This is a genomic window from Streptomyces sp. NPDC058239 (assembly GCF_042882185.1).
In the GTDB taxonomy this organism is placed as follows: Bacteria; Actinomycetota; Actinomycetes; order Streptomycetales; family Streptomycetaceae; genus Streptomyces.
Map to the genome: position 1 here is coordinate 44,599 of NZ_JBHVWS010000013.1, position 22,753 is coordinate 67,351.

At 70.6% G+C, this 22,753-nt stretch carries 25 protein-coding genes; 14 read left to right on the forward strand and 11 right to left on the reverse strand.

Annotation, left to right across the window (positions count from 1 at the left end; translation table 11 throughout):
* Positions 1–14 precede the first annotated feature (14 nt).
* The 4 genes from ACFVYE_RS17005 to hutH all read left to right on the forward strand — a co-directional run bounded on the left by ACFVYE_RS17005 (position 15) and on the right by hutH (position 4,953).
* Complete coding sequence (locus ACFVYE_RS17005; protein ID WP_383966631.1) at positions 15–1,187, forward strand: adenylate/guanylate cyclase domain-containing protein; 1,173 nt, start codon at positions 15–17, stop codon at positions 1,185–1,187.
* A 75-nt stretch (positions 1,188–1,262) separates the two neighbouring features.
* Positions 1,263–2,075, forward strand: a complete 813-nt coding sequence (locus ACFVYE_RS17010) for an enoyl-CoA hydratase/isomerase family protein (protein WP_383075548.1) — start codon at positions 1,263–1,265, stop codon at positions 2,073–2,075.
* 85 nt (positions 2,076–2,160) lie between these two features.
* Positions 2,161–3,324 carry a diguanylate cyclase domain-containing protein gene (locus tag ACFVYE_RS17015; protein WP_383966627.1) on the forward strand — a complete coding sequence of 388 codons (1,164 nt, stop codon included), beginning with the start codon at positions 2,161–2,163 and terminating at the stop codon, positions 3,322–3,324.
* 78 nt (positions 3,325–3,402) lie between these two features.
* Positions 3,403–4,953, forward strand: coding sequence for a histidine ammonia-lyase (gene hutH / locus ACFVYE_RS17020; protein ID WP_383966624.1), 1,551 nt, complete (start codon positions 3,403–3,405; stop codon positions 4,951–4,953).
* 11 nt (positions 4,954–4,964) lie between these two features.
* Here hutH and ACFVYE_RS17025 read toward each other — a convergent pair whose 3' ends face one another.
* Positions 4,965–5,252: a hypothetical protein gene (locus ACFVYE_RS17025; RefSeq protein ID WP_383966621.1), complete on the reverse strand. Its 288-nt coding sequence runs from the start codon at positions 5,250–5,252 to the stop codon at positions 4,965–4,967.
* Between the two features lie 108 nt (positions 5,253–5,360).
* Between ACFVYE_RS17025 and ACFVYE_RS17030 the strand changes: the two genes are divergently transcribed.
* The 4 genes from ACFVYE_RS17030 (at position 5,361) to ACFVYE_RS17045 (ending at position 9,610) form a co-directional block, all read left to right on the forward strand.
* Entirely contained in the window at positions 5,361–5,765 is a 405-nt protein-coding gene (locus tag ACFVYE_RS17030; protein ID WP_383966618.1) for a hypothetical protein, read from the forward strand.
* Between the two features lie 233 nt (positions 5,766–5,998).
* Positions 5,999–7,258 (forward strand): Ig-like domain-containing protein, encoded by a 1,260-nt coding sequence (locus ACFVYE_RS17035; RefSeq protein ID WP_383966615.1) that lies wholly within the window; start codon positions 5,999–6,001, stop codon positions 7,256–7,258.
* A gap of 166 nt (positions 7,259–7,424) precedes the next feature.
* Positions 7,425–8,882: an ABC transporter permease gene (locus ACFVYE_RS17040; protein ID WP_383966612.1), complete on the forward strand. Its 1,458-nt coding sequence runs from the start codon at positions 7,425–7,427 to the stop codon at positions 8,880–8,882.
* Between the two features lie 44 nt (positions 8,883–8,926).
* Positions 8,927–9,610 (forward strand): ABC transporter ATP-binding protein, encoded by a 684-nt coding sequence (locus ACFVYE_RS17045; protein ID WP_383966609.1) that lies wholly within the window; start codon positions 8,927–8,929, stop codon positions 9,608–9,610.
* A gap of 120 nt (positions 9,611–9,730) precedes the next feature.
* On the opposite strand, the gene ACFVYE_RS17050 is transcribed toward ACFVYE_RS17045, so the two are convergent.
* The gene (locus tag ACFVYE_RS17050; RefSeq protein WP_383966606.1) at positions 9,731–10,354 is read right to left on the reverse strand and encodes an RDD family protein; all 624 of its coding nucleotides are present in this window, start codon (positions 10,352–10,354) and stop codon (positions 9,731–9,733) included.
* An 83-nt stretch (positions 10,355–10,437) separates the two neighbouring features.
* Here ACFVYE_RS17050 and ACFVYE_RS17055 point away from each other — a divergent pair, with 83 nt between their 5' ends.
* On the forward strand, positions 10,438–10,950 hold the full coding sequence (locus ACFVYE_RS17055; protein WP_383966604.1) for a hypothetical protein: 513 nt from the start codon (positions 10,438–10,440) through the stop codon (positions 10,948–10,950).
* 43 nt (positions 10,951–10,993) lie between these two features.
* Here the strand turns inward: ACFVYE_RS17055 and ACFVYE_RS17060 are convergent, their stop codons facing one another.
* Positions 10,994–12,547: a hypothetical protein gene (locus ACFVYE_RS17060; RefSeq protein WP_383966707.1), complete on the reverse strand. Its 1,554-nt coding sequence runs from the start codon at positions 12,545–12,547 to the stop codon at positions 10,994–10,996.
* 241 nt (positions 12,548–12,788) lie between these two features.
* On the opposite strand from ACFVYE_RS17060, the gene ACFVYE_RS17065 reads away from it, so the two are divergent.
* Together ACFVYE_RS17065 and gdhA are read left to right on the forward strand one after the other, a co-directional pair.
* A complete protein-coding gene (locus ACFVYE_RS17065; protein ID WP_383966601.1) occupies positions 12,789–12,959 on the forward strand; it encodes a hypothetical protein in 171 nt (56 codons plus the stop codon).
* A 206-nt stretch (positions 12,960–13,165) separates the two neighbouring features.
* The gene (gene gdhA / locus ACFVYE_RS17070) at positions 13,166–14,503 is read left to right on the forward strand and encodes an NADP-specific glutamate dehydrogenase (protein WP_383966598.1); all 1,338 of its coding nucleotides are present in this window, start codon (positions 13,166–13,168) and stop codon (positions 14,501–14,503) included.
* A 59-nt stretch (positions 14,504–14,562) separates the two neighbouring features.
* Here the strand turns inward: gdhA and ACFVYE_RS17075 are convergent, their stop codons facing one another.
* Positions 14,563–14,937: a YrdB family protein gene (locus ACFVYE_RS17075; protein WP_383962930.1), complete on the reverse strand. Its 375-nt coding sequence runs from the start codon at positions 14,935–14,937 to the stop codon at positions 14,563–14,565.
* Between the two features lie 115 nt (positions 14,938–15,052).
* Here ACFVYE_RS17075 and ACFVYE_RS17080 point away from each other — a divergent pair, with 115 nt between their 5' ends.
* The gene (locus ACFVYE_RS17080) at positions 15,053–15,691 is read left to right on the forward strand and encodes a hypothetical protein (RefSeq protein WP_383962801.1); all 639 of its coding nucleotides are present in this window, start codon (positions 15,053–15,055) and stop codon (positions 15,689–15,691) included.
* Positions 15,692–15,753: 62 nt separating this feature from the next.
* Here the strand turns inward: ACFVYE_RS17080 and msrA are convergent, their stop codons facing one another.
* Positions 15,754–16,425, reverse strand: a complete 672-nt coding sequence (msrA, locus tag ACFVYE_RS17085; RefSeq protein WP_383962804.1) for a peptide-methionine (S)-S-oxide reductase MsrA — start codon at positions 16,423–16,425, stop codon at positions 15,754–15,756.
* Positions 16,426–16,496: 71 nt separating this feature from the next.
* Entirely contained in the window at positions 16,497–17,600 is a 1,104-nt protein-coding gene (locus ACFVYE_RS17090) for a hypothetical protein (RefSeq protein ID WP_383962807.1), read from the reverse strand.
* A 67-nt stretch (positions 17,601–17,667) separates the two neighbouring features.
* Here ACFVYE_RS17090 and ACFVYE_RS17095 point away from each other — a divergent pair, with 67 nt between their 5' ends.
* Complete coding sequence (locus ACFVYE_RS17095) at positions 17,668–18,813, forward strand: cystathionine gamma-synthase (protein WP_383962810.1); 1,146 nt, start codon at positions 17,668–17,670, stop codon at positions 18,811–18,813.
* A gap of 64 nt (positions 18,814–18,877) precedes the next feature.
* On the opposite strand, the gene ACFVYE_RS17100 is transcribed toward ACFVYE_RS17095, so the two are convergent.
* The 4 genes from ACFVYE_RS17100 to ACFVYE_RS17115 all read right to left on the reverse strand — a co-directional run bounded on the left by ACFVYE_RS17100 (position 18,878) and on the right by ACFVYE_RS17115 (position 20,493).
* Complete coding sequence (locus tag ACFVYE_RS17100) at positions 18,878–19,069, reverse strand: DUF1059 domain-containing protein (RefSeq protein WP_383962813.1); 192 nt, start codon at positions 19,067–19,069, stop codon at positions 18,878–18,880.
* Between the two features lie 65 nt (positions 19,070–19,134).
* Positions 19,135–19,386 carry a hypothetical protein gene (locus ACFVYE_RS17105; protein WP_383962816.1) on the reverse strand — a complete coding sequence of 84 codons (252 nt, stop codon included), beginning with the start codon at positions 19,384–19,386 and terminating at the stop codon, positions 19,135–19,137.
* Positions 19,383–19,877: a sigma factor-like helix-turn-helix DNA-binding protein gene (locus tag ACFVYE_RS17110; protein WP_383962819.1), complete on the reverse strand. Its 495-nt coding sequence runs from the start codon at positions 19,875–19,877 to the stop codon at positions 19,383–19,385. The genes ACFVYE_RS17105 and ACFVYE_RS17110 overlap by 4 nt, the downstream gene beginning before the upstream one ends.
* Before the next feature lie 85 nt (positions 19,878–19,962).
* On the reverse strand, positions 19,963–20,493 hold the full coding sequence (locus ACFVYE_RS17115) for a MarR family winged helix-turn-helix transcriptional regulator (RefSeq protein WP_383962822.1): 531 nt from the start codon (positions 20,491–20,493) through the stop codon (positions 19,963–19,965).
* A 157-nt stretch (positions 20,494–20,650) separates the two neighbouring features.
* Between ACFVYE_RS17115 and ilvA the strand changes: the two genes are divergently transcribed.
* Positions 20,651–21,880: a threonine ammonia-lyase gene (ilvA, locus tag ACFVYE_RS17120; RefSeq protein ID WP_383962824.1), complete on the forward strand. Its 1,230-nt coding sequence runs from the start codon at positions 20,651–20,653 to the stop codon at positions 21,878–21,880.
* 257 nt (positions 21,881–22,137) lie between these two features.
* Here ilvA and greA read toward each other — a convergent pair whose 3' ends face one another.
* The gene (greA, locus tag ACFVYE_RS17125; protein WP_383962826.1) at positions 22,138–22,635 is read right to left on the reverse strand and encodes a transcription elongation factor GreA; all 498 of its coding nucleotides are present in this window, start codon (positions 22,633–22,635) and stop codon (positions 22,138–22,140) included.
* Positions 22,636–22,753: the final 118 nt, after the last annotated feature.

The following is a 22,753-nucleotide window of genomic DNA, read 5'->3' on the forward strand; positions in this document are numbered from 1 at the left end:
GCAGGAGGCGGCTGGTGACCGTCGACGACACGACCTCCGGCGCGGGCGCGGAGCCCCCGTCGGAACCCTCGGTCCACCCGACACCGCATCACGAAGTCGACCATACGGCGGAACCGACCGACGATCCCCTCGCGATCCGGCTGGAACAGCTGATCCTGGGTGCCGACCGGCGCTACACGCCGTTTCAGGCGGCCCGTACCGCCGGCGTCTCGATGGACCTGGCCTCCCGGTTCTGGCGGGCCATGGGCTTCGCCGACATCGGGCAGGCCAGGGCGCTCACCGAGGCCGATGTGCTGGCGCTGCGCCGGCTCGCCGGTCTCGTCGAGGCGGGGCTGCTCAGCGAGCCGATGGCGATCCAGGTGGCCCGGTCCACCGGGCAGACCACCGCCCGGCTGGCGGAGTGGCAGATCGATTCCTTCCTGGAGGGGCTGACCGAGCCGCCCGAGCCCGGCATGACCCGGACCGAGGTCACGTACCCGCTGGTCGAGCTGCTCCTCCCGGAGCTGGAGGAGTTCCTGGTGTACGTGTGGCGGCGCCAGCTCGCCGCCGCCACCGGCCGGGTCGTGCAGGCCGCCGACGACGAGGAAATGGTCGACCGGCGCCTGGCCGTCGGCTTCGCCGACCTCGTCGGGTTCACCCGGCTGACCCGGCGGCTGGAGGAGGAGGAGCTCGGCGAGCTGGTCGAGGCGTTCGAGACCACCTGCGCCGACCTGGTCGCCGCCCACGGCGGCCGGCTCATCAAGACCCTCGGCGACGAGGTCCTCTACGCCGCGGACGACGCGGGCACGGCGGCCGAGATCGCGCTGCGCCTGATAGAGGCGATGAACCAGGACGAGACCATGCCCGCACTGCGCGTCGGCATCGCCTTCGGCACGGTCACCACCCGAATGGGCGATGTCTTCGGTACGACGGTGAACCTCGCCAGCCGGCTGACCTCGATAGCGCCGAAGGACGCCGTGCTGGTGGACGGGGCGTTCGCGGAGGAGCTGATCCGTACCGGCGACGCTCCGTCCTCCGAAGCGCAGGCGGCGGAGGAGGCCGCGGTGGCCGAGAAGGAGCGCCAGAACGGCGTGGAGTCGACGTCCGCGCCCAAGTACCGCTACGGGCTGCAGCCGATGTGGCAGCGCCCGGTGCGCGGCCTCGGCGTCGTGGAGCCCTGGCTGCTGGCGCGCCGGGGCACGTCCTGACATCACCCCGGACCGCTGTCCGGGGCGCCCCATAGGATCCCTCCGGTAACGATCGTTAACCGGAGGGGTGCAGTCATGACCGTCACGTCCGAGCAGCGGTTCGGGGAATTCGTCGTCGTACGGGTCCACGAGGGGCAGGAACACGTCGCCGAACTGGTCCTCGACCGGCCCAAGGCGATGAACGCCGTGTCCACGGACATGGCCCGTTCGATCGCCGCCGCCTGCGCCGCGCTCGCCGCCGACCCGGGTGTACGGGTCACCGTCCTCACTTCCAGCCATGAGCGGGCCTTCTGTGTGGGCGCGGACCTGAAGGAGCGCAATTCCTTCACCGACGCCGAGCTGCTGCGCCAGCGCCCCACCGCCCGCGCTGCGTACACCGGCGTACTCGAACTGCCGATGCCGACGATCGCGGCCGTGCACGGTTTCGCGCTCGGCGGCGGATTCGAGCTGGCCCTGTCCTGCGATCTGATCGTCGCCGACCGCACGGCGGTGGTGGGCCTGCCGGAGGTGTCGGTCGGTGTCATTCCGGGTGGTGGCGGTACGCAGCTGCTGCCGCGGCGGATCGGTGCGGCGCGCGCCGCCGAGCTGGTCTTCACGGCCCGGCGGGTGGAGGCGGCCGAGGCCCGTGATTCGGGGCTGGTCGACGAGCTGGTGGAGGCGGGACGGGACCGCGAGGCCGCGCTGGCGCTCGCGGGCCGGATCGCCGCCAACTCCCCGGTGGGGCTGCGGGCCGCCAAGCGGGCGCTGCGGCTCGGGCACGGCCTCGATCTCCGGGCCGGACTCGAAGTCGAGGACGCCGCCTGGCGCTCGGTGGCCTTCTCCGGCGACCGGGCCGAGGGTGTGGCCGCGTTCAACGAGAAGAGGAAGCCGAACTGGCCCGGCGAGTGACGTTGTGTATTTACAAGGACACGCAGCAGACATTGTCGACGTCCCTAACTGATCAAATCACTACAAAACTACATAAGCTGTAGCGATGGGTGGTGATGATGCGCGGCTGCGGGCCGTGGTTTCGCTTGCGCAGACGATGGCGGCGGCACACACCCCGCGGGGGTCGTGGCGAGCGGCCGCGCTGGGGGCGTGCGAGGCGTTGGGCGGCAGTTTCGCCGCGCTCTCCGTCTGGGAGCGCGGGCCCGGGCGCCTGCGCGTGCTGGTCAACGCGGGCGAACGGGCCGAAGGGGAGGAGGAGTTCCCCGAGGAGGAGACGTACCCGGTGCACCGGTTCCCGGAGATCACCGAGTTCCTGCATGAACGGTGGGCCGGGGGCGGTGAGCCGGACGCCTGGGTGGAGACCGCGGACGGCCCGGTGGGCGGCATGGAGGGCGAGGGGGTGCGGGGGTACGGGCATGTGTACCGCCATGAGCGGGTGGCCGCACTGCGCCGGCGCAGGCGCGGCTGCTGCGTGGTCGCACCGATCGTGCTGCACGGGCGGGCCTGGGGCGAGCTGTATGTGGCCCGCCCGGCGGGGGAGGCGGTGTTCGTGCGGGAGGACGCGGACTTCGCGACCGTGCTGGCTGCCGTCGTCGCCGCCGGGATCGCCCAGACCGAGCGGCTGGAGGAGCTCCGCAAGCTCGCTTTCACCGATCCGCTCACCGGGCTGGCCAACCGCCGCGCAGTCGATGTGCGGCTCGACGAAGCGGTGGAGCAGCACCGGACGGACGGGGCAGTGGTCAGCCTGGTCGTCTGCGACCTCAACGGCCTGAAGCGGGTCAACGACAGTCATGGCCATGCGGTCGGCGACCGTCTGCTGGAACGTTTCGGCTCGGTGCTGTCCCGCTGCGGTGCCATGCTGCCCGGTGCGCTCGCGGCCCGGCTCGGCGGTGATGAGTTCTGCCTGCTCGCGGTGGGCCCCGAGACGGACGACGTGATCCGGGTGGCCGCCGAACTCTGCGAACGCGCAGCCGAGTTGGAGCTCGGTGACGGGGTGGCGTGCGGGATCGCGTCGACCGGTGATCCGATCGGCCCGGTGGTGTCGGCGCGGCGGCTGTTCCGGCTGGCGGACGCGGCCCAGTACCGGGCGAAGGCGGCCCGTTCCACGAAGCCGGTGGTGGCGGGGCGCGACGGCGAGGTGATCCGGCTGGCCGACTCGCCGCCGAAGTCCCCGCACGACCGCCGCCACCTGCGCGGCAGTCGGCCCTGACCGTGTGACCGGATCGGTAAGGGGTCAACCCGACGACCACTAGTGACATGAAGGGATTCAATCCGTACGCTTCTGAATATGGATATGCATACAGTCGTGGTGGGGACGTCCGGTACCACCGCTCAGGACGTCATCGCCGTGGCCCGCGGCAACGCTCGTGTCGAGCTCTCCGCGGCCGCCGTGAGCGCACTCGCCGCCGCCCGCGAGATCGTGGACGCGCTCGCCGCCAAGCCCGAGCCGGTCTACGGCGTCTCCACCGGCTTCGGGGCGCTGGCCAGCCGGCACATCAGCCAGGATCTACGCGCACAGCTCCAGCGCAACATCGTCCGCTCGCACGCCGCCGGCATGGGCCCGCGGGTCGAGCGCGAGGTCGTCCGCGCCCTGATGTTCCTGCGGCTGAAGACGGTCGCCTCCGGGCACACCGGCGTACGGCCCGAGGTCGCGCAGACCATGGCCGACGTACTCAACGCGGGCATCACCCCCGTCGTCCACGAGTACGGCTCGCTCGGCTGCTCCGGCGACCTGGCCCCGCTCTCCCACTGCGCCCTGACGCTGATGGGCGAGGGCGACGCGGAGGGCCCCGACGGCACCGTGCGCCCCGCCGGTGAGCTGCTCGCCGCCCATGGCATCACCCCGGTCGAGCTGCGTGAGAAGGAGGGCCTCGCCCTCCTCAACGGCACCGACGGCATGCTCGGCATGCTCGTCATGGCCCTGGCCGACCTGAAGAGCCTCTACACCTCCGCCGACATCACCGCCGCCCTCTCCCTGGAGGCGCTGCTCGGCACGGACAAGGTGCTCGCCCCGGAGCTGCACGCCATCCGCCCGCACCCGGGCCAGGGCGTCAGCGCCGACAACATGCTGCGGGTACTGGCCGGATCGGGCCTCACCGGCCATCACCAGGACGACGCGCCCCGTGTCCAGGACGCCTACTCCGTGCGCTGCGCGCCCCAGGTCAACGGCGCCGGACGCGACACCCTCGACTACGCCGGGATCGTCGCGGACCGCGAGCTGGCCTCCGCCGTGGACAACCCCGTGGTGCTGCCCGACGGCCGGGTCGAGTCCAACGGAAACTTCCACGGCGCCCCCGTCGCGTACGTGCTCGACTTCCTGGCGATCGTCGCGGCCGACCTCGGTTCGATCACCGAGCGCCGCACCGACCGGCTGCTGGACAAGAACCGTTCGCACGGGCTGCCGCCGTTCCTCGCCGACGACGCCGGTGTGGACTCGGGCCTGATGATCGCCCAGTACACCCAGGCCGCCCTGGTCAGCGAGATGAAGCGGCTCGCCGTCCCCGCGTCGGCCGACTCGATCCCGTCCTCCGCGATGCAGGAGGACCACGTCTCCATGGGCTGGTCGGCCGCGCGCAAGCTGCGTACCGCCGTCGACAACCTCGCCCGGATCGTCGCCGTCGAGCTGTACGCGGCGACCCGTGCCATCGAACTGCGTGCCGCCCAGGGCCTCACCCCCGCGCCCGCCTCGCAGGCCGCCATCGAGGCGCTGCGTGCGGCAGGTGTCGAGGGTCCGGGACCGGACCGCTTCCTGTCGCCGGACCTGGCCGCGGCGGATGCGTTCGTGCGTGCCGGGAAGCTGGTCGCGGCGGTCGAGCCGGTGACCGGACCGCTGGCCTAGGTCCGGCGGGTTCAGATGGACAGGGCGTCGGCGCGGCGTACCGAGCAGGTGACGAACGCTGCGCCGATGCCCAGGAACGCCGTGCCGCCGATCAGATACGGGGTGGTGTCGACCCCGGCCCCGGTGTCGGCGAGCCTCGGGCCGGACGTGGTGTCCACGGCGGCGGTGACCCGTCGGCTCTGTGCGCCCGGTGTGCCGGTCGACTCGTCCGTCGCGTTGGCGGACGGGACGAACCACAGGGCGGCCAGCAATGTGCCCGCAGCGGTGGCGGTCAGGAGCGGGCGGCGAGCAGCGGCCACGGAATCGATCCCCCTTGTCACAGCCGTGAGTTAGGCCTGTACGCCGATGCTAGTGAAAGCAGCGGGTCGCAGGAAAGTCGCGAGGGCGGGGAGCTTACGCTCCGGCACATGAGCACTTCTGAGACATCACGGTTTGTTCGACTTCAGGTCGAAATGGTGCTGGAGATCACAGACCCTGCCGCCCTCAGCGGCACCGCACTGGAGTCCATCGCCGCCGAGTACGGGGAGCCCGGCGGCGAGTCCGCCGAGGAACGCATGCAGGCCGAGGCGGCCGTACGGGAGGACGGAGCGGAGGCCCTCGCCTCCCTCATCGATCCGTTCGACCTGGTCAGCGAGGTGCCGGGGGTCGAGCTCACCCAGGCGTCCTGGAGCAGCGAGACCGTCGACTACGACCCGGACGACCCGGACGGCTGGGACCTCGACGACGAGGGGGGCGACGGCGACGTCCCGCACAATGGTGAGGACGACGGCGAGCACAGCGGCGCGAGCGGCGGTGCGGAGCGGCGGATCTAGCAGGCGGTGAGCCACGGCCCCGGCCCGCTTTCCGCGGACCGGGCCGTCGTGCGTACCGGCCGTATATACGCGACCGGCACCGGGAACCACCGCCGACGCGGATGCGTCGATGAGTGTTGTTCCCCACATCCCTCTTGGATGTGGAACGGAAGACCCCTTCCATGGGTTCTAGGAACATTGACGGGTTTCGCCGGTCGGCGGCTCTGCTCGGGGTTTTTGGGGATTAGGCAACGATGGAGAAACGTGTGATGACGGACAGCAAGCGGCGCAAGGGCCTGATGGCCGCGTCCGCACTGCTCGGTGGCGTTCTGGTGCTCACTGCCTGCAACGACAACGGCGCGAGCGCCGAGAGCTCGAAGAAGTCGCAGGCGGCCGAGGTCGACAAGGCGGCCGCCCAGGACGCGTCGGAGGCGCAGATCACGATCGCGCCGAAGAACGGCGCGACCAACGCGAGCATCAACAACGACGCCAAGGTCACCGTCGCCAAGGGCACGCTGTCCCAGGTCACCATGACCACGTCGGCCGGCGCGACCGTCAAGGGCACGCTCGCCGCCGACGGCAAGAGCTGGAAGCCGGACGTCCAGCTGGAGCGCTCGACCACGTACAAGATCAATGCGGCGGCCAAGGACTCCAAGGGCCGCGAGGCGCACGAGAACTCCTCGTTCACCACCGTGTCGCCCGCCAACAGCTTCATAGGCAACTTCACGCCCGAGGACGGCTCCACGGTCGGCGTCGGCATGCCGGTCTCGATCAACTTCAACAAGCCGATCACGGACAAGAAGGCCGTCCAGGACGCAATAACCGTGACGTCCAGCAGCGGTCAGGAAGTCGTCGGCCACTGGTTCAACGCGCAGCGTCTCGACCTGCGCCCCGAGCAGTACTGGCAGGGCGGCTCCACCGTCACGCTGAAGCTCGCGCTGGACGGCGTCGAGGGCGCGGACGGCGTCTTCGGTGTGCAGCAGAAGACGGTCACCTTCAAGGTCGGCCGCAACCAGGTCTCGACGGTCGACGCCAACACGAAGACGATGACCGTCACCCAGAACGGCAAGACGGTCAAGACCATCCCGATCTCTTCCGGCTCCTCCGCCAACCCCACGTACAACGGGCAGATGGTGATCTCCGAGAAGTTCAAGGAGACCCGGATGAACGGCGCGACGGTCGGTTTCACCGACGACGACGGCAAGGGCGAGTACGACATCAAGGACGTGCCGCACGCCATGCGGCTGTCCACCTCGGGCACCTTCATCCACGGCAACTACTGGGGCGCGCGGTCGATCTTCGGCAGCGCCAACACCAGCCACGGCTGTGTCGGCCTCGCCGACGTGAAGGGCGCGAACGACGCCAACCAGCCCGCCGCCTGGTTCTACAACAACTCCATCGTCGGCGACGTGGTCATCGTCAAGAACTCCCCGGACAAGACCATCACCCCCGACAACGGCCTCAACGGCTGGAACATGAGCTGGTCGGAGTGGACGGCGGGCTCCGAGGCCTGACCCGCACGCGCCTCCCCTCCCGCAGTACCGAATCCCCGTACACAGGCGGCGGCACCCGGATCCCCTCGGATCCGCGGCGCCGCCGCCTGTGGCGTTCGCAGGGGTTCTCATACGGCTCTCATCGTGGCCTTATCTCGCCATCACGCCCCGTCCCTAGCCTCGCGCCATGTTCTTCACCTACCTCCGGCGCGAGCTGCGCCGCCGCAGAAAGGCGGCGCTGGTCGTCGCCTCGGGGCTCGCCCTCGGTATTGCGCTGGTCATCATCGTCAGTTCGGTGTCCTCCGGCATGAGCAAGGCCCAGGACAAGGTCCTGGAATCGCTGTACGGCCTCGGCACGGACATGACGGTGACCCAGGCTGCCGCCGCATCGGGCTCCGGCACCCAGCGGCCCCGGTTCGAGTTCGACGCCAAGGACAACGACGACGACGCGAATCAGAGCTCGGACCGGGTCATGGTCCAGGGCTTCCAGACCCTGTCCGCCACCACTGTCGACAAGGTCGGCAAGCAGGACGGCGTCGCGGACGCCGTCGGCGGACTCAGCCTGACCGTCATGAAGGTGGACGGCCAGTTCAAGCGCGGTGAGTTCAAGCAGAACGGGACCGGTGGCACGGCCGGCCCCGGCGGCCGGGGCGGCAGCACGCAGCCGCAGGGTGAAGTCAGGGGCGGTGGCGCCTCGTTCGACGTCAACTCGTACACCGTGTACGGGACCGACGTCACCAAGCAGGACCTCGGCCCACTGACCTCGTCGAAGATCACCAAGGGCCGTACGTTCAAGACCACCGAGACCGACGCGAAGGTCGCGGTCGTAGACGCCTCGTACGCCAAGGAGAAGAAGCTCGCGGTCGGCAAGACCGTGACCGTCTCCGGGACCAAGTACGAGATCGTCGGCGTCTCGACGGCGGACAGCGGCGACGCGGCCGCCAACCTCTACATCCCGCTGAAGCAGGCGCAGACCCTCGCCGACTCCAAGAACAAGGTCACCACGGTCTACGTCAAGGCCGCGGACTCGCAGCAGATCGACCACGTCAAGTCCGCCATCCAGAAGAACATCCCGGGCACGACGGTCACCACCTCCGCGGACCTCGCCGACACGGTCTCCGGCTCCCTGTCCACCGCGTCCGACCTGGCCTCCAGCGTCGGCAAGTGGCTGTCGATCGCCGTCCTCGTCGCCGCCTTCCTGGTGGCCGGGCTGCTCACCTCCTCCGCGGTCAGCCGCCGGGTGCGGGAGTTCGGCACGCTGAAGGCGCTCGGCTGGAAGAGCGGCCGGGTCACCCGCCAGGTCGTCGGCGAGGCCCTCGTCAACGGTCTGATGGGCGGCGTCCTCGGCATCGCGGTCGGTCTCGCCGGTGCGTACGTCGTGACCGCGATCAGCCCCACGCTCACCGCGCAACTCGGTGGTTCGGGCGGCGGTGGCGGCGGCATGCTCGGCGGCCCCGGCATGGCAGGACCCGGCCGGCAGGCCGCGGCCAAGTCCCTCGACATCGCGCTGACCGCACCCGTCTCGCTCTCCATCATCCTGATCGCCGTCGTGCTGGCCGTGGCGGGCGGGCTGATCGCCGGTGCGTTCGGCGGCTGGCGGGCCTCCCGGCTGCGCCCCGCCGACGCCCTGCGCCGCGTCGAATAGCCCACCGGCGTCCCACCCCACTTTGTTCCAGCAGGAGTTGACCCATGTACACACTCAGAGACGTCACCAAGCGCTATACGCGCGGCAAGTCCACCGTCAATGCGCTCGCCGGTGTCGATCTGACCATCGAGGACGGCGGCCGGCTCGTCATCCAGGGCCCCACCGGCGGCGGCAAGTCCACACTGCTGCAGATGCTCGGCGGCCTCGACCGCCCCACGAGCGGCAGCGTCGAACTCGACGGTGTGGACCTCGCGAAGCTCAGCGAGGCCAGGCTCACCAAGGTGCGCGCGCAGAACATCGGCTTCGTCTTCCAGAGCTTCAACCTCATTCCGACGCTCACCGCCCAGGAGAACGTCGAGACCGCGCTCGTACCGCTCGGCGGCAAGGCGGCCGAACGGCGCAGGCGGGCCGCGGAGGCACTGGAATCCGTCGGACTCGGTGAACGGCTCGGACATCTGCCCGGCGAGATGTCCGGGGGTCAGCAGCAGCGCGTGGCGATCGCCCGGGCCCTGGTCAAGCAGCCGAAGGTGCTGCTCGCCGACGAACCCACCGGCAACCTCGACGAGTCGATGCGCGACGAGGTCATGGAGGTGCTGGAGACCATGTGGAAGGAGCACGGCCTGACCTTCATCATGGTCACGCACGACAGCGCCATCGCCCGGCGTGCACCACGACTGGCGACGATTCGCAAGGGCAAGGTCACGATCACGGAGAACGCGGCGGCCTGAGAAGGGCTTCGTGCGGGGCGCCGGTCGGTCCGGCGGGCGTCCTGCCGTCGACCGGCGGGCGGGTCCGGTCCGGCCCCGGCCGTGGTCCGGTCCGCCTCCAGGTGGTGGTCCGGTCCGGCCTCAGCGGTGTTCGGCCACGGCGTTCCGATGGGCCGTGAGGTCGCTGTGGCGGACCTGGCGCAGGCCCACCGGATCGTCGTGCCCGCTGCTCCAGAAGGCGCTGAGGGGGAGGACGCCGGGGCCCACGAGGAACGAGCTCAGCGCGTACCAGGGCTGCAACGGCAGTCGGCACAGTCCGTACAGCCAGCGCCGCACCAGCCTGCAGGGCCCCGGCCGCCCGGCGTCGGGCAGTCTGATCACCCGTATCCCCATGATCAGCTTGCCCGCGCCGCCCCCGGCGATCGCGGCGAGGACCACCTGGTTGAGGAACGAGAACGCGAGCGTCGGGCCGAGCAGCAGACCGACGGTCTCGGGAACGCGGGCCGTGTCCACATACGGCCGGGCGAGCAAGCCGCCGGTGACCAGGCAGAGGTAGCAGTCGAGGCCGACGGCGAGATAGCGGCGCATGTCGCCCGCGCGCGGTGGGATCCGGGGCGCGGTGCGCTGCCCGGGGACGGGCGGGAGAGCCGGATGGGCGTACGGCCCGGCGGGTCCCGGGTGCCCCGGCCCGGGCGGTGTGCGGACGGCCGGTAAGGCCGTCCCGGAACAGCTTCGGTTACGTCTGTGCCCCGGCGACGTGGTCATGACGGCATCATGTCCGATTGCCGGTCACCGTGTGCCCGGGACCGCACTCCTGCTGCCCCGTACGCCGCATTAATCTCGCAGTCATGACCGTCGCCATCACTGCCATGATCACCGCAGTAGTCGGGGTGCTCGGCACCCTCTTCGCCCCGGTGCTCGCACAGCGCCTGACCGTACGTCAGCGTGCCGAAGAGGCCCGACTGGCCGGTGAGCAGCGGAAGTTCGAGGAGCGGCGTGCCCAGTACACGGCCATGAACCGGGCCTCCCGGCAGTTCCACACACTCCTCAAGGACGCCCTGCACCGCATCCGCGACGACGTCTACACCGAGCAGGAACGTGGCCAGCTCGAAGAGGCCCGCCTCGACCACCGCGACCGCTACGCCGAGGCTCAGATGATCGTCCCCGAACGGATACTGCAGGCGTCCCGCGACCTCAACCGGGTCCTCGCCGCCGGTGACGCCGCCATCAAACGCCTCGACCGGGGCCTCGCCCGTGACGGCGAAAGCGTCGAACGGGCCCTGGAGGAGCTGAGGGCGGCCGACCCCTGCCTCGACACGATGCGGGAACTGATGCGTCAGGACCTCGGCATCACCGACTGAACCGCGGCCCCGGCGTCAGCAGCGAACTGTCCAGCAGCGTCCGCTAGCAAGCCCCGGACGGCCACAGCCGGTAGCGCGAGTCCAGCCGGTACTCGCCGCCCCGCTCCACCGTGAGCCGCGTCCACTCGCCGTCCTGCCGTACGCACCCGCCGCCGTCGGCACGCAGCCAGGGCGAGTACGCGATCCGTACCGTCACCGATCCGGCGGCGGGCATCCGTACCACCAGGGAGGCGTCGTCCCCGCGCACGACGGCGCCCGGCGCGGAGACCAGCGGAACGGCGCCCTGCACCCGGTAGATCCGCCACCCCGCGTCCTGCCACACCGGCTCCAGCCAGTCGGTCCCGCGCCGGACGATCTCCGCCTCCGCCTCGGCCGGGCCGTCCGGCCTGCCGCTGTGCAGCACCACGAGACCCACGCCCCACCGGTCCAGCCAGGCGCGGTACGCCGCCGGGGTCGGCTTTCCCTCGTAGAACAGCCGCCCGCGCTCCACGTCGAGCTGACGGTTCCAGCCGCGCGCCATGTTCACATGCGGCGCGAGCACGGCCGCCTCCCGGTGATTTCGGGCCGGTACGACCTCCACCCGGGTCCGTTCGGCACCGAGCCTGCGCAGCTCGGCGACCACACCGTCGGTGTGCGTCGCCCAGGCGGGCACGGTGTTGGAGACCCGCAGATCATCATCGGTCTTGTTGATCAGCCAGCCGGTGTTGAACGCGAGCATCCCGACGAGCACGACTGCCCGCACCCGCGGCAGCAGGCCGCCCCGCGCCCGGCCGGCCAGGGTGGCCAGTACCGCCGCGAGCAGCACGGGCGGGCCGGCAACCCCCACCAGCCGCTCCACATTCGTCCCGATGGGCGAGGGGATCAGGAAGGTCAGGACGACACCGGCCGCGTACACCACGCTCGCGAACCGGACCACCCGCCAGCCGCCCTCGCGCGGCGCCGCGAGCCACAGGGCCGCGCAGGCGGCCAACGGCATCCACAACTTCCCCGGCGCCATCGGCTGTTCGCCCGTGAACGGAAACAGCACCGTCGTCGCCGCCACCACCACGAACGGCGGTACGAGGAGCACGGCCGCCCGCCGCCACTGCCGGTCGAGCCCGTACGCCGCGCCCGCCACCACCAGGAACAGTCCCGCCACCGGACTCGCGGCCGTCGCCAGCGCCGCGCAGCCCGCGGCGATGCCCGCACGGCGTCGTACGTACAACAGCGCGGCCAGCCCGATCGCCACGCCAAGTGCGAACGTGGTACGCCCGGACGCGACATTGCACCAGAGCACCGACGACCCCAGCACCGAGACCGCGACCGGCCACCGCACCCCGGTCCGCTCACAGAGCCGCCCCAGCGCCCAGGACCCGCAGAGCCCGGCGGCGACGGTGACGGCCCGCACCCCGAACACCGCCATGAGCGGCGGCGTCAGCAGACTGTAGTTGGCGGTGTGCGTCCCTCCGTACCAGGAGAGGTTGTACGCGGACTCGGGATGCCGGGACGCGAACCCGGCCCAGGCGAACTGCGCCGCCAGATCACCGCCGCCGGTGGCCAGCACCAGCGCCCACAGGAGGTACAACGGCACGACGACCAGCACCGCGAGACCCGGCACCCACCACCGCGCCGAGTCCGGATCCGTGACCGCTCGGTGCACACCGGCGCCGACCCGCTCGTCCCCCCGCTCGCGCGTCGCAGTTCTCTCGGTGATCCCCACCTCGCAAACCCTAACGGGACCGTTCGAACCGCACGTCGGTTCAGCTGGCTACACCACGGATGTGGGGGACCGGTCCCTCGTGACGGCGGATACGCGCCGGAAGAATGGATCCATCACCCGACAACGGAAGGCGAAGCTCATGAAAGCACTGCTCTGGATCGTGCTCTGCGCGGCGATCGCCGCGAATGTCTCCCTGAACTTCCTCATGGACGACAGCGGTCTGCACATCGCGCTGAGCGTCGTCTCCGGCGTGGTCGTCCTCGCGTCCGGAGCGGGGCTGTGGAGGCTGCGCCGCCCGGTGGAGTCGTAGACCGGGCCCAGGATGCGGACGCGGTGAACGATCCTCCGGAGCCACTGGGACAATCGATATGCCACAACGGTTCTGTACGTCGCTTTCGTGAGCCGCAGAGCGTGCGATGTCTGGGCGACGCCCTCAATGGGGAGGGGGACCGCTGGTGTCCCTCGGGACGGGGGCACCTTCGCGCGCGATGCCGACCCACGGAAGGTCTTACTCACATGCGTGTCATCGAGCCGCTGTACGCGGAGATTCTCCGCCGCAACCAGGGCGAGAAGGAATTCCACCAGGCGGTACGGGAGGTCCTGGAGACCCTCGGCCCCGTCCTCGAACAGCGGCCGGAGTTCGTGGACGCCCGGATCATCGAGCGCATCTGCGAGCCGGAGCGCCAGCTCATCTTCCGCGTGCCGTGGTCCGACGACTCCGGCGACATCCATGTGAACCGCGGCTTCCGGGTCGAGTTCAGCAGCTCGCTGGGACCGTACAAGGGAGGGCTGCGCTTCCACCCCTCGGTCAACCTCGGCATCGTGAAGTTCCTCGGCTTCGAGCAGATCTTCAAGAACGCGCTCACCGGCATGCCCATCGGCGGCGGCAAGGGCGGCGCCGACTTCGACCCGAAGGGCCGCTCCGACGCCGAGATCATGCGGTTCTGCCAGTCGTTCATGACCGAACTGCACCGTCACCTCGGCGAGTACACCGATGTCCCCGCCGGTGACATCGGCGTCGGCGGCCGCGAGATCGGCTACCTGTTCGGCCAGTACAAGCGGATCACCAACCGTTACGAGTCCGGTGTCCTCACCGGAAAGGGCCTGGGCTGGGGCGGTGCTCAGGCGCGCACCGAGGCGACCGGGTACGGCTGTGTGCTCTTCACCGCCGAGATGCTCCGCAGCCGTGGCGAGTCCCTCGACGGGCAGCGCGTCGCCGTGTCGGGCTCGGGCAATGTCGCGATCTACGCGATCGAGAAGGCCCAGCAGCTCGGCGCGACCGTGGTGACCTGCTCCGACTCCAACGGGTACGTCGTGGACGAGAAGGGCATCGACCTCGCCCTGCTCAAGGAGATCAAGGAGGCCGGCCGCGGTCGGGTCTCCGAGTACGCGGAGCGTCGCGGCGAACACGTCAAGTTCGTCCCCGGCACCGGCCTCTGGAACGTCCCCTGCGATGTGGCCCTGCCCTGCGCCACCCAGAACGAACTGCACGAGGCCGACGCCCTGGCCCTCGTACGCAACGGCGTGAAGGCGGTCGCCGAGGGGGCCAACATGCCCACCACCCCGGAGGCCGTACGCATCCTCCAGGACGCGGGCGTCGCCTTCGCCCCCGGCAAGGCGGCCAACGCGGGCGGCGTGGCCACCAGCGCCCTGGAGATGCAGCAGAACGCCTCGCGCGACTCCTGGACGTTCGCCCACACCGAGGAGCGGCTCGCGCAGATCATGCGCCACATCCACGACTCCTGCCACACGGTCGCGGAGCGCTACGGCAGCCCGGGCAACTACGTGGTGGGCGCCAACATCGCCGGCTTCGAACTGGTCGCGGACGCGATGCTCGCCCAGGGGCTCATCTGATCCGGCCGATCCGACGCCACACCGGCCCGGCCGCCTTCCGCGGCCGGGCCGTTGTCACGTCAGGCAGCCGGCGCTCCGCGCTGCGGTGTGCGGTGCCGAAGGGTCTCCGCCAGGGCCGTGTTCACGACCACGACGAAGCCGAAGAACACCGCCGCCACCGGATGCCCCACCGCGTGGACCGCGTACACACCGCCGCCGAGCACCACCGCCTTGACCAGCAGAACCCCCGCGAGAGGCGGCCGGAAGCGGGCGCGAGGGGCGGCGAACATCCCCCAGAGCACGATGGCCACCGCCGGCGTCCCGAGCCCCAGCAGCAGCCGAGCAGCCGTGCCGTCCCCGGTGGCGAAACCCCACCGGCCCAGAGCGGCCAGTGCCACCAACTCGACGACGAACGCGAGAAGTTCGTTGGCCATGAACCAGGGCCGGCCGGCCATGGCGGCAGGAGCGCTGCGGCCTTCGCTCGTCATCGGTGGGGAACTCCTCTTCGTGCGGTGGTCGATCCCTGCCGGAAACGGTGACCGGCCGGGGCGAGGTGGCTAACCTTTCCTCATGTCGGACCCCTTGACCGCGCATACCGGGGAAGCGGACGGGACGGTGATCCCGCGTCCCGCCTCGCGCAGAAGTATCCGTACACGCACGGCCCTCATCGTCATGGGCCTCGCCGCCGTCACCGTGGTCCCGGCGATGCTGGCCGCGCCGCTCGCCGAGGCCTCCCCGGTCATGATGACCGCCGGATTCGTCGGCGGCCTCGGCTGCGCCGCCCTGCCGCACCTGTGCACGGCCCGGAAGCCGTGGCACAGGCACGGCCCCGACGCACGCTTCCTCACCGCACGCACCTGGACCGGGCCCCGCACGATCGACCTGCACGCCCTGCGGTCCGTACGCACCTGGAAAGAGGTCCATCGTGGGGGCGCCACGACGTTCCTCGTAGTCACCGACGCGTCCGGCACGAGGCTGAGTTTCACCGGTACCCGGGCCGACCGCCTCATCCGCCGGTACGCCGTCGAGCGCGCCCGTCGGACCCCCGACGCGAAGCCGATACGGATGACCGGACTCGCCTTGGCGGACCTGGGCATCCGACCGCTTCCACGGGTGCTGTCGGGCCTCCGTTCCCTGCTGGCCCTGGAACGGCTCGTGGTCCTCATCATCGGTCCGATGATGATCTCGGCGGCCATCGCGTCCCGCTGAGAGTCCGGGCCCCGACAGCCCCTTCATGAGGTGCTGTCGGAGGGTGGGCGAGAACGCCGCTGTCAGTCGCCGGACGGCGCCGGTGCCACACCGATCGGGCAGGAGACACCCGTCCCGCCGATCCCGCAGTATCCCGCCGGGTTCTTGTCCAGGTACTGCTGGTGGTACGCCTCCGCGGGCCAGAACGTGCGGCCCTCGGCCGGGAGGATCTCCGTGGTGATCTCGCCGTAGCCGGAGCCCGTGAGGACCTTCTGGTAAGCCTCGCGGGAGGCGGCCACGACTGCTGCCTGCTCGGGCGAGTGGGTGTAGATCGCCGAGCGGTACTGCGTGCCCACGTCATTGCCCTGGCGGAATCCCTGCGTCGGGTCGTGGGACTCCCAGAAAAGCTTCAGCAGCTCGGCGTACGAGACGGTCTTCGGGTCGAAGACGACGCGGACCGCCTCCGTGTGGCCGGTCAGGCCCGAGCAGACCTCTTCGTATGCGGGGTTCTCCGTGTAGCCGCCCTGGTAGCCGACGAGCGTCGTCCAGACGCCGTCCGTCTGCCAGAACTTGCGCTCGGCGCCCCAGAAACAGCCCAGCGCGAAGTCTGCGACCTCCAGACCCTCCGGGTACGGGCCCAGCAGCGGGTTGCCCAGGACCGTGTGGCGGGACGGGACGGTGAATTCGGGGGTGGGGCGGCCCTTCAGGGCCTCCTCGGGGGTGGGGAGCTGGGGGGTACGGCGTTGCAGGAACATGCGGGGGCTCCTCCTGGGGTCGGTCTGCCACTGCTACAACGCACCCGGAACGTCATGGATTCCGCACGCGGCTACCGCGGCAGCGTCGCCGGGCTGCCGCCGTTCGCCTCGTATCCGGCCACCGCCAGTGCCCGGTAGACCGTGTACTCGGCGGCCGGGTCGGGGCTCTGGGTCCACGGCAGCGCGCCCACATGGCCGTCGATGTGGACGAGCTGGTTCATCGCCTCCGACCAGCGCTCCATCCGGACCAGGAACAGCACCAGCAGATGGCGGACGTGCGCGAGCATCGGGTCGTCGGCGCGGGCCGCGTGCACCGCGAACAGGGCGCCCTCGACCGCCTTGGTCACCACCGCGCTCCGGTAGAAGCCCTGTACGAGATTGACCTCGGGCAGATGCTCGTACACCGCGAAGAGCGGCAGCGCGGCCAGCAGTGAGCCCTGCGGGGCGCGGGCGGCGGCCGTGGTGGCGAAGCGGTCGGCCTCCTCGCGGGAGCCGTGCCATTTCTCGCACCAGTAGTGCAGCGCGGCGATGTGCGCGCCCATGTGGGCCGGGGCCCGGTCGATCACCTTCGCCCAGAGCCGGTCGAACTCCTCGTGCGAGTAACCGAGTCCACGGGAGACCGCCAGCTCGACGAGGTAGGGAACGGGGTCGCCCGGCGCCAGCAGCGCCGCCTCGCCGCAGACCGTACGGGCCTCCTCCAGGATGATCCGGAAGTCGTCCGTCCCCGCGGTCGACGAACGCCACGCCTGCTGCACCAGGAATTCGGCGTGCACCGCCGCACCGCCGGCGTCCTTCGGCGCATCGGCCCGCCACTTGCGCAGCCACGAACCACCGACACCGGGCTGCTGCGCCAGCTCCAGCGAGGCGGCACCGGCGAACGCCTGCACCCGCTGCCACCGCACCTCGCCCTCCTTGGGCGTACCGGCCAGCAACTGCGAAGCCGCCCGCCAGTCCTGGGAACGCTGCACGACATCGAGCACATCGAGAAGATCCTGGTCCGGGCCCGGTAGCCGGATGTCCAGCTCCTCCTGGCGCACGAAGCCGTAGGTGTCCGGATCGGCGGCGTCCGGGGAACCGGGCGCGACCTGCCGGATGCCGCCGCGGCGGCGCAGCACGAAGGGGCCGATGACCGCGGCGAGCATGCACAGTGCGAGCAGGAACCAGAGAATCTCCATGCCCCCATTGTCACCGGACGGCCAGGTAGCCCGGTGGGCGCCCTCGCGACGAACTACGCTCGGCCCCATGAGCGACCAGCACAGCTTCGAGACTCTCGCGATCCATGCGGGAAACACCGCCGATCCCCTCACCGGCGCTGTTGTTCCGCCCATTTATCAGGTATCCACGTACAAGCAGGACGGTGTGGGCGGACTGCGCGGCGGCTACGAGTACAGCCGCAGCGCCAACCCGACCCGTACCGCCCTGGAGGACAACCTCGCGGCCCTGGAGGGCGGCCGCCGCGGACTCGCCTTCGCCTCCGGCCTCGCCGCCGAGGACTGCCTGCTCCGTACGCTGCTCACCCCCGGCGACCATGTGGTCATCCCGAACGACGCCTACGGCGGAACGTTCCGGCTGTTCGCGAAGGTCGTCTCGCGGTGGGGCGTGGACTTCTCGGTCGCCGACACCTCGGACGTGACGGCGGTACGGGCGGCTATCACCCCGCGCACCAAGGCGATCTGGGTGGAGACCCCGTCCAATCCGCTGCTCGGCATCACCGACATCGCCGCGATCGCCGGTGTGGCCCGCGCGGCGGGTGCACGACTGGTCGTCGACAACACCTTCGCCAGCCCCTACCTCCAGCAGCCCCTCGCCCTGGGCGCCGACGTCGTGGTGCACTCGACCACGAAGTACATGGGCGGCCACTCGGACGTCGTCGGCGGTGCGCTGATCGTCAACGACCCGGAACTGGCCGAGGAGTTGGCGTACCACCAGAACGCGATGGGCGCGGTCGCCGGACCGTTCGACGCCTGGCTGGTGCTGCGCGGCATCAAGACCCTCGCGGTCCGCATGGACCGGCACAGCGAGAACGCCACGAAGATCGTCGATCTGCTGACCCGGCACCCCAAGGTCACCCAGGTCCTCTACCCGGGGCTGCCCGAGCACCCGGGCCACGAGGTCGCCGCCAAGCAGATGAAGGCCTTCGGCGGCATGGTGTCCTTCCGCGTCGTGGGCGGCGAGGACGCGGCGGTACACGTCTGCAACCGGGCGAAGCTGTTCACCCTCGGTGAGTCCCTGGGCGGCGTCGAGTCCCTCGTGGAGCACCCCGGCCGCATGACGCACGCCTCGGCGGCCGGCTCCCCGCTGGAGGTGCCGGCCGACCTCGTCCGGCTCTCCGTCGGCATCGAGTCCGCCGACGACCTGATCGCCGATCTGACGCAGGCACTCGGCTAGGCGCTCTCGGGGCCGGGCAGAGGCGGGCGGGCCCGATCGTTCCGGCCCGGCCGCCCTCGGAACCTCAGACGCCGGCCTTCTCGTCGTCCAGCGACGCCCGGATCTGTTCGCGCAGTTCCGGGCTGTCGGTGTGCTCATGGACGGAGACCGCGTGCTCCGCCGCGGCCCTCACGACTTCCTCCTCCTCGCCGGAGATGGCGAGTGAGCAGTTCGTGACGCTCGGATACTTGCGGCAGTCGGCGACTTTCCTGGTCATCGCAGCCTCCTCGGCCGGTTTCCCCGTGACGCCACGTTCCAGGATAGTTCGCCCCGGATCGGCCCTCACCAGCTGTCCAGCGGCGGCGTCGTCTCGGTGGGAGGCAGTTGCCACGGCTGCGCCTTCAGCGCCCACACCGTGAAGGCGACCACCGCGGCGAACGCCACCAGCAGCGCCAGCCTGCGGGCGAAACGGCGCCGGTGCAGCAGCCGGCCGCCGCGCTCCGCCGCCCGCTGTGCCAGATCGGCGGGCACCTGCGGATGCGGACCGTCCAGCATGCGCCGGACCTCGTCCTCGCGGCTGCTGCTGCGGCTCATGGCACGATCCCCAGCGGCCGTTGCAACCCCCACCGTGCCGTGGGCCCGCGGGTGCCGCGCATCGTGGCCACCGAACGGTTGCAGATCGCCCGGATCCGCTCCACCGGAAGCCCGAGCAGCGCCGCGGCCTGCTCCTCCGCGACGCCCTCGTACAGCCGCAGCACGAGAACGAGACGCTCCTGCGGCGTCAGCCGGTCCAACAGCCCGCCGCGCGGCCGGTGGTGCCGCCAGACCTCGTGGGCGAACCGGACAGCCAGCTCCCGCCGGGTGCGGTCGTACGGGTCCTCGCCGCGCAGCCGCCCCCACTGCGCGTACGTGCGGGCCAGCGCGGCCATGAGCATCCGCTGGGCCCGGGGGTTCGCTCCGGGCGGCTGCATGGGCTCGGCGGTCAGCAGCGTGGCCGTGTGCAGCAGTCGGCCGGCCGCGCCCGCCACAAAGGTCTCGAACTCCTGGGCGCGGCGCCGCTCCCGGCCCGCCTGGCGCTCTCGCACAGTCCTCATCCGAGCCGCTGCCGGGCTCCTGGTCAAGAGGCGTGCGCCCGACAGCCTGCGCAGCACCGTCGGGCTGCCGCTCCCGCTAGCCGGCCGGGGACGCCTGGGGCGAGGTCTGGCGGGCGGCCAGTGCCAGATTGAACCGGGTGAGCAGCGTGCAGAACGTCTCGCGCTCCTCGGCCGTCCAGTCGTCCGTCACCTGTGTCATGAGCTCGCGCCGGGATTCGCGGACCTCGTCCAGCCGTGCCTGGCCGCGCGGCGACAGCTGGAGCACGACGGCGCGGCCGTCCTCCGGGTGCGAGGTGCGCTTGACCAGACCGGTGTCGACGAGGGGCGCGACCTGCCGGGTCACGGTCGAGGAGTCGATCCCCATGCCTGCGGCCAGGGCCTTGACGCCCATCGGGCCTTCCCGGTCCAGCCGGTTGAGCAGCAGATAGGCGGCCCGGTCCATGGAATTGCGCACCTGGCCGACACCGCCGAGGCGGGTCTGCTCGGCACGGCGGGCGAATACCGCGACCTGGTGCTGCAGCGCATCGAGGACGTGGTCGGAACCCGTGGGTTCGGGGGTGGCGCCCCCGGAAGGAGACGCAGCTGTCGTCATGTCCTGAGGGGGCATGGCCGGGGGCTCTCTTCGTGCGGTGTCGGATGGGGTGGGGGACAGAGTACGCGGCCACGGGGCAACGTGTACCAGTGCTGCACAAACCTGTGGACAACGGCTCAGGACGGGACCGCACAAGGCGCCGGGCACCCTGCCGAGCTGCAAGACTTACCGTATGAACTTCCGCGCGCCCGGCCATTTTCCCCCACTGATCCTCGACGACATCCGCGGGGCGCAGAAGATGCTTTCCGGCGTGGCCAGAGTGACCGCCATGGAAGGCAGCCGCCACCTGACCGAGCTCGTGGGCGCGCCGGTCCACTTCAAGTGCGAGAACCTGCAACGGACCGGTTCGTTCAAACTGCGTGGCGCATATGTACGGATCGCGGGCCTGTCCCCGGTGGAGCGGGCCGCCGGAGTCGTAGCCGCCAGCGCCGGAAACCATGCGCAGGGTGTCGCACTCGCCTCTGCTCTGCTCGGCGTACGGTCGACGGTCTTCATGCCGGTCGGGGCGCCGCTGCCGAAGGTGGCCGCCACCCGCCAGTACGGGGCACAGGTCCGGCTGCAGGGCCATGTCGTCGACGAGACGCTGGCCGCCGCCCAGGAGTACGCGCAGGAGACGGGTGCGGTCTTCATCCACCCCTTCGACCACCCCGACATCATCGTCGGCCAGGGCACGGTGGGCCTGGAGATCCTCGAACAGTGCCCCGAGGTGCGCACCATCGTCGTCGGGATCGGCGGCGGCGGTCTCGCCGCGGGCATCGCGGTGGCGGTCAAGGCGGTCAGGCCCGATGTGCGGATCGTCGGCGTGCAGGCGGCGGGCGCGGCCTGCTATCCGCCGTCGCTGGCCGCGGGGCACCCGGTGTCGATCGGTACGCTGAACACGATGGCGGACGGCATCAAGGTGGGGCGCCCCGGCGATGTGCCGTTCGAGCTGGTCAGGGAGCTGGTCGACGAGGTCCGTACGGTCTCCGAGGACGAGTTGTCCAGCGCACTGCTGCTCTGTCTGGAGCGGGCGAAGCTGGTGGTGGAACCGGCCGGTGCGAGCCCGGTCGCGGCGCTGCTGAGCGATCCGAAGTCGTTCCGCGGGCCGGTGGTCGCGCTGCTGTCGGGCGGCAATGTGGACCCGCTGCTGATGCAGCGCATCCTGACCCACGGCATGGTGGCGGCCGGCCGCTATCTGAGCCTGCGGCTGCGGCTGACCGACCGCCCCGGCGCGCTGGCCACGCTGCTGGCCGTGCTCTCGGTGGTAGACGCCAACGTCCTCGACATCGGCCATGTGCGGACCGACCCCCGGCTCGGGCTCACCGAGGTCGAGGTGGAGCTGCAACTGGAGACGAAGGGGCCGGAGCACTGCGAGGAGGTCTCGGCGGCGCTGCACGACGCGGGCTATCTGGTGATGAGCTGACCCTTGTGTGCCGCGAGGTGTCGCGTTCTGCGGCCCTGTCGAGGGAACGAGCTGCGCCGCCGACCGTGCACGAGCTCGTCGGACGGCGAGGCACCGGCGGACACTCATCGGCGAGAAGTCCGCACAGTCGGCAGGGCGGGTGCTGCGGAGACGCGACGCGCCCCCGACCCCGGGGTTCTGCCGTCGGGCGTCATGCCGCACATGCGGGGAGCCCCCGGCCCGTCGGGCCGGAGGCTCCCCGCATCAGTGGTGCCGGATCAGCCCGTGTAGGGCTTCGCCGTGAGAATCTTCACGGTGGCCGTCTTGCCGTTCGGCAGCTCGTACTCGGCGTCCTCGCCCATCTTCTTGCCGTTCACGCCGGTGCCGAGCGGCGACTGCGGGGAGTACGTCTCGATGTCCGAGCTCGCGTACTCGCGCGAGGCGAGCAGGAAGGTCATCGTGTCGTCCGGGTCTCCGTCGAAGGCGATCGTCACAACCATGCCGGGCTCGACCACGCCGTCGTCGGCAGGTGCCTCGCCGACCTTCGCGTGCTCCAGGAGCTGGGTGAGCTGGCGCACCCGCAACTCCATCTTGCCCTGCTCCTCCTTGGCCGCGTGGTACCCGCCATTTTCCCGGAGGTCACCCTCCTCACGGGCCGCCGCGATCTTTACGGAGATTTCCGTGCGCGCGGGACCAGACAGGTACTCCAGCTCGGCCTTGAGCTGGTTGTACGCCTCCTGCGTGAGCCAGGTGACGTTTTCGCTGGTCTGGGTCACAGGGTGCTCCTCGTCGGTACTGGGAATACAAAGCATCGCCCTACCCGTAAGCATGTGCCTCCACGGGTGGGCGAAACCACGAGCCTAACAATTCCCCAGGAAAAGGGGGAGAAGGTAA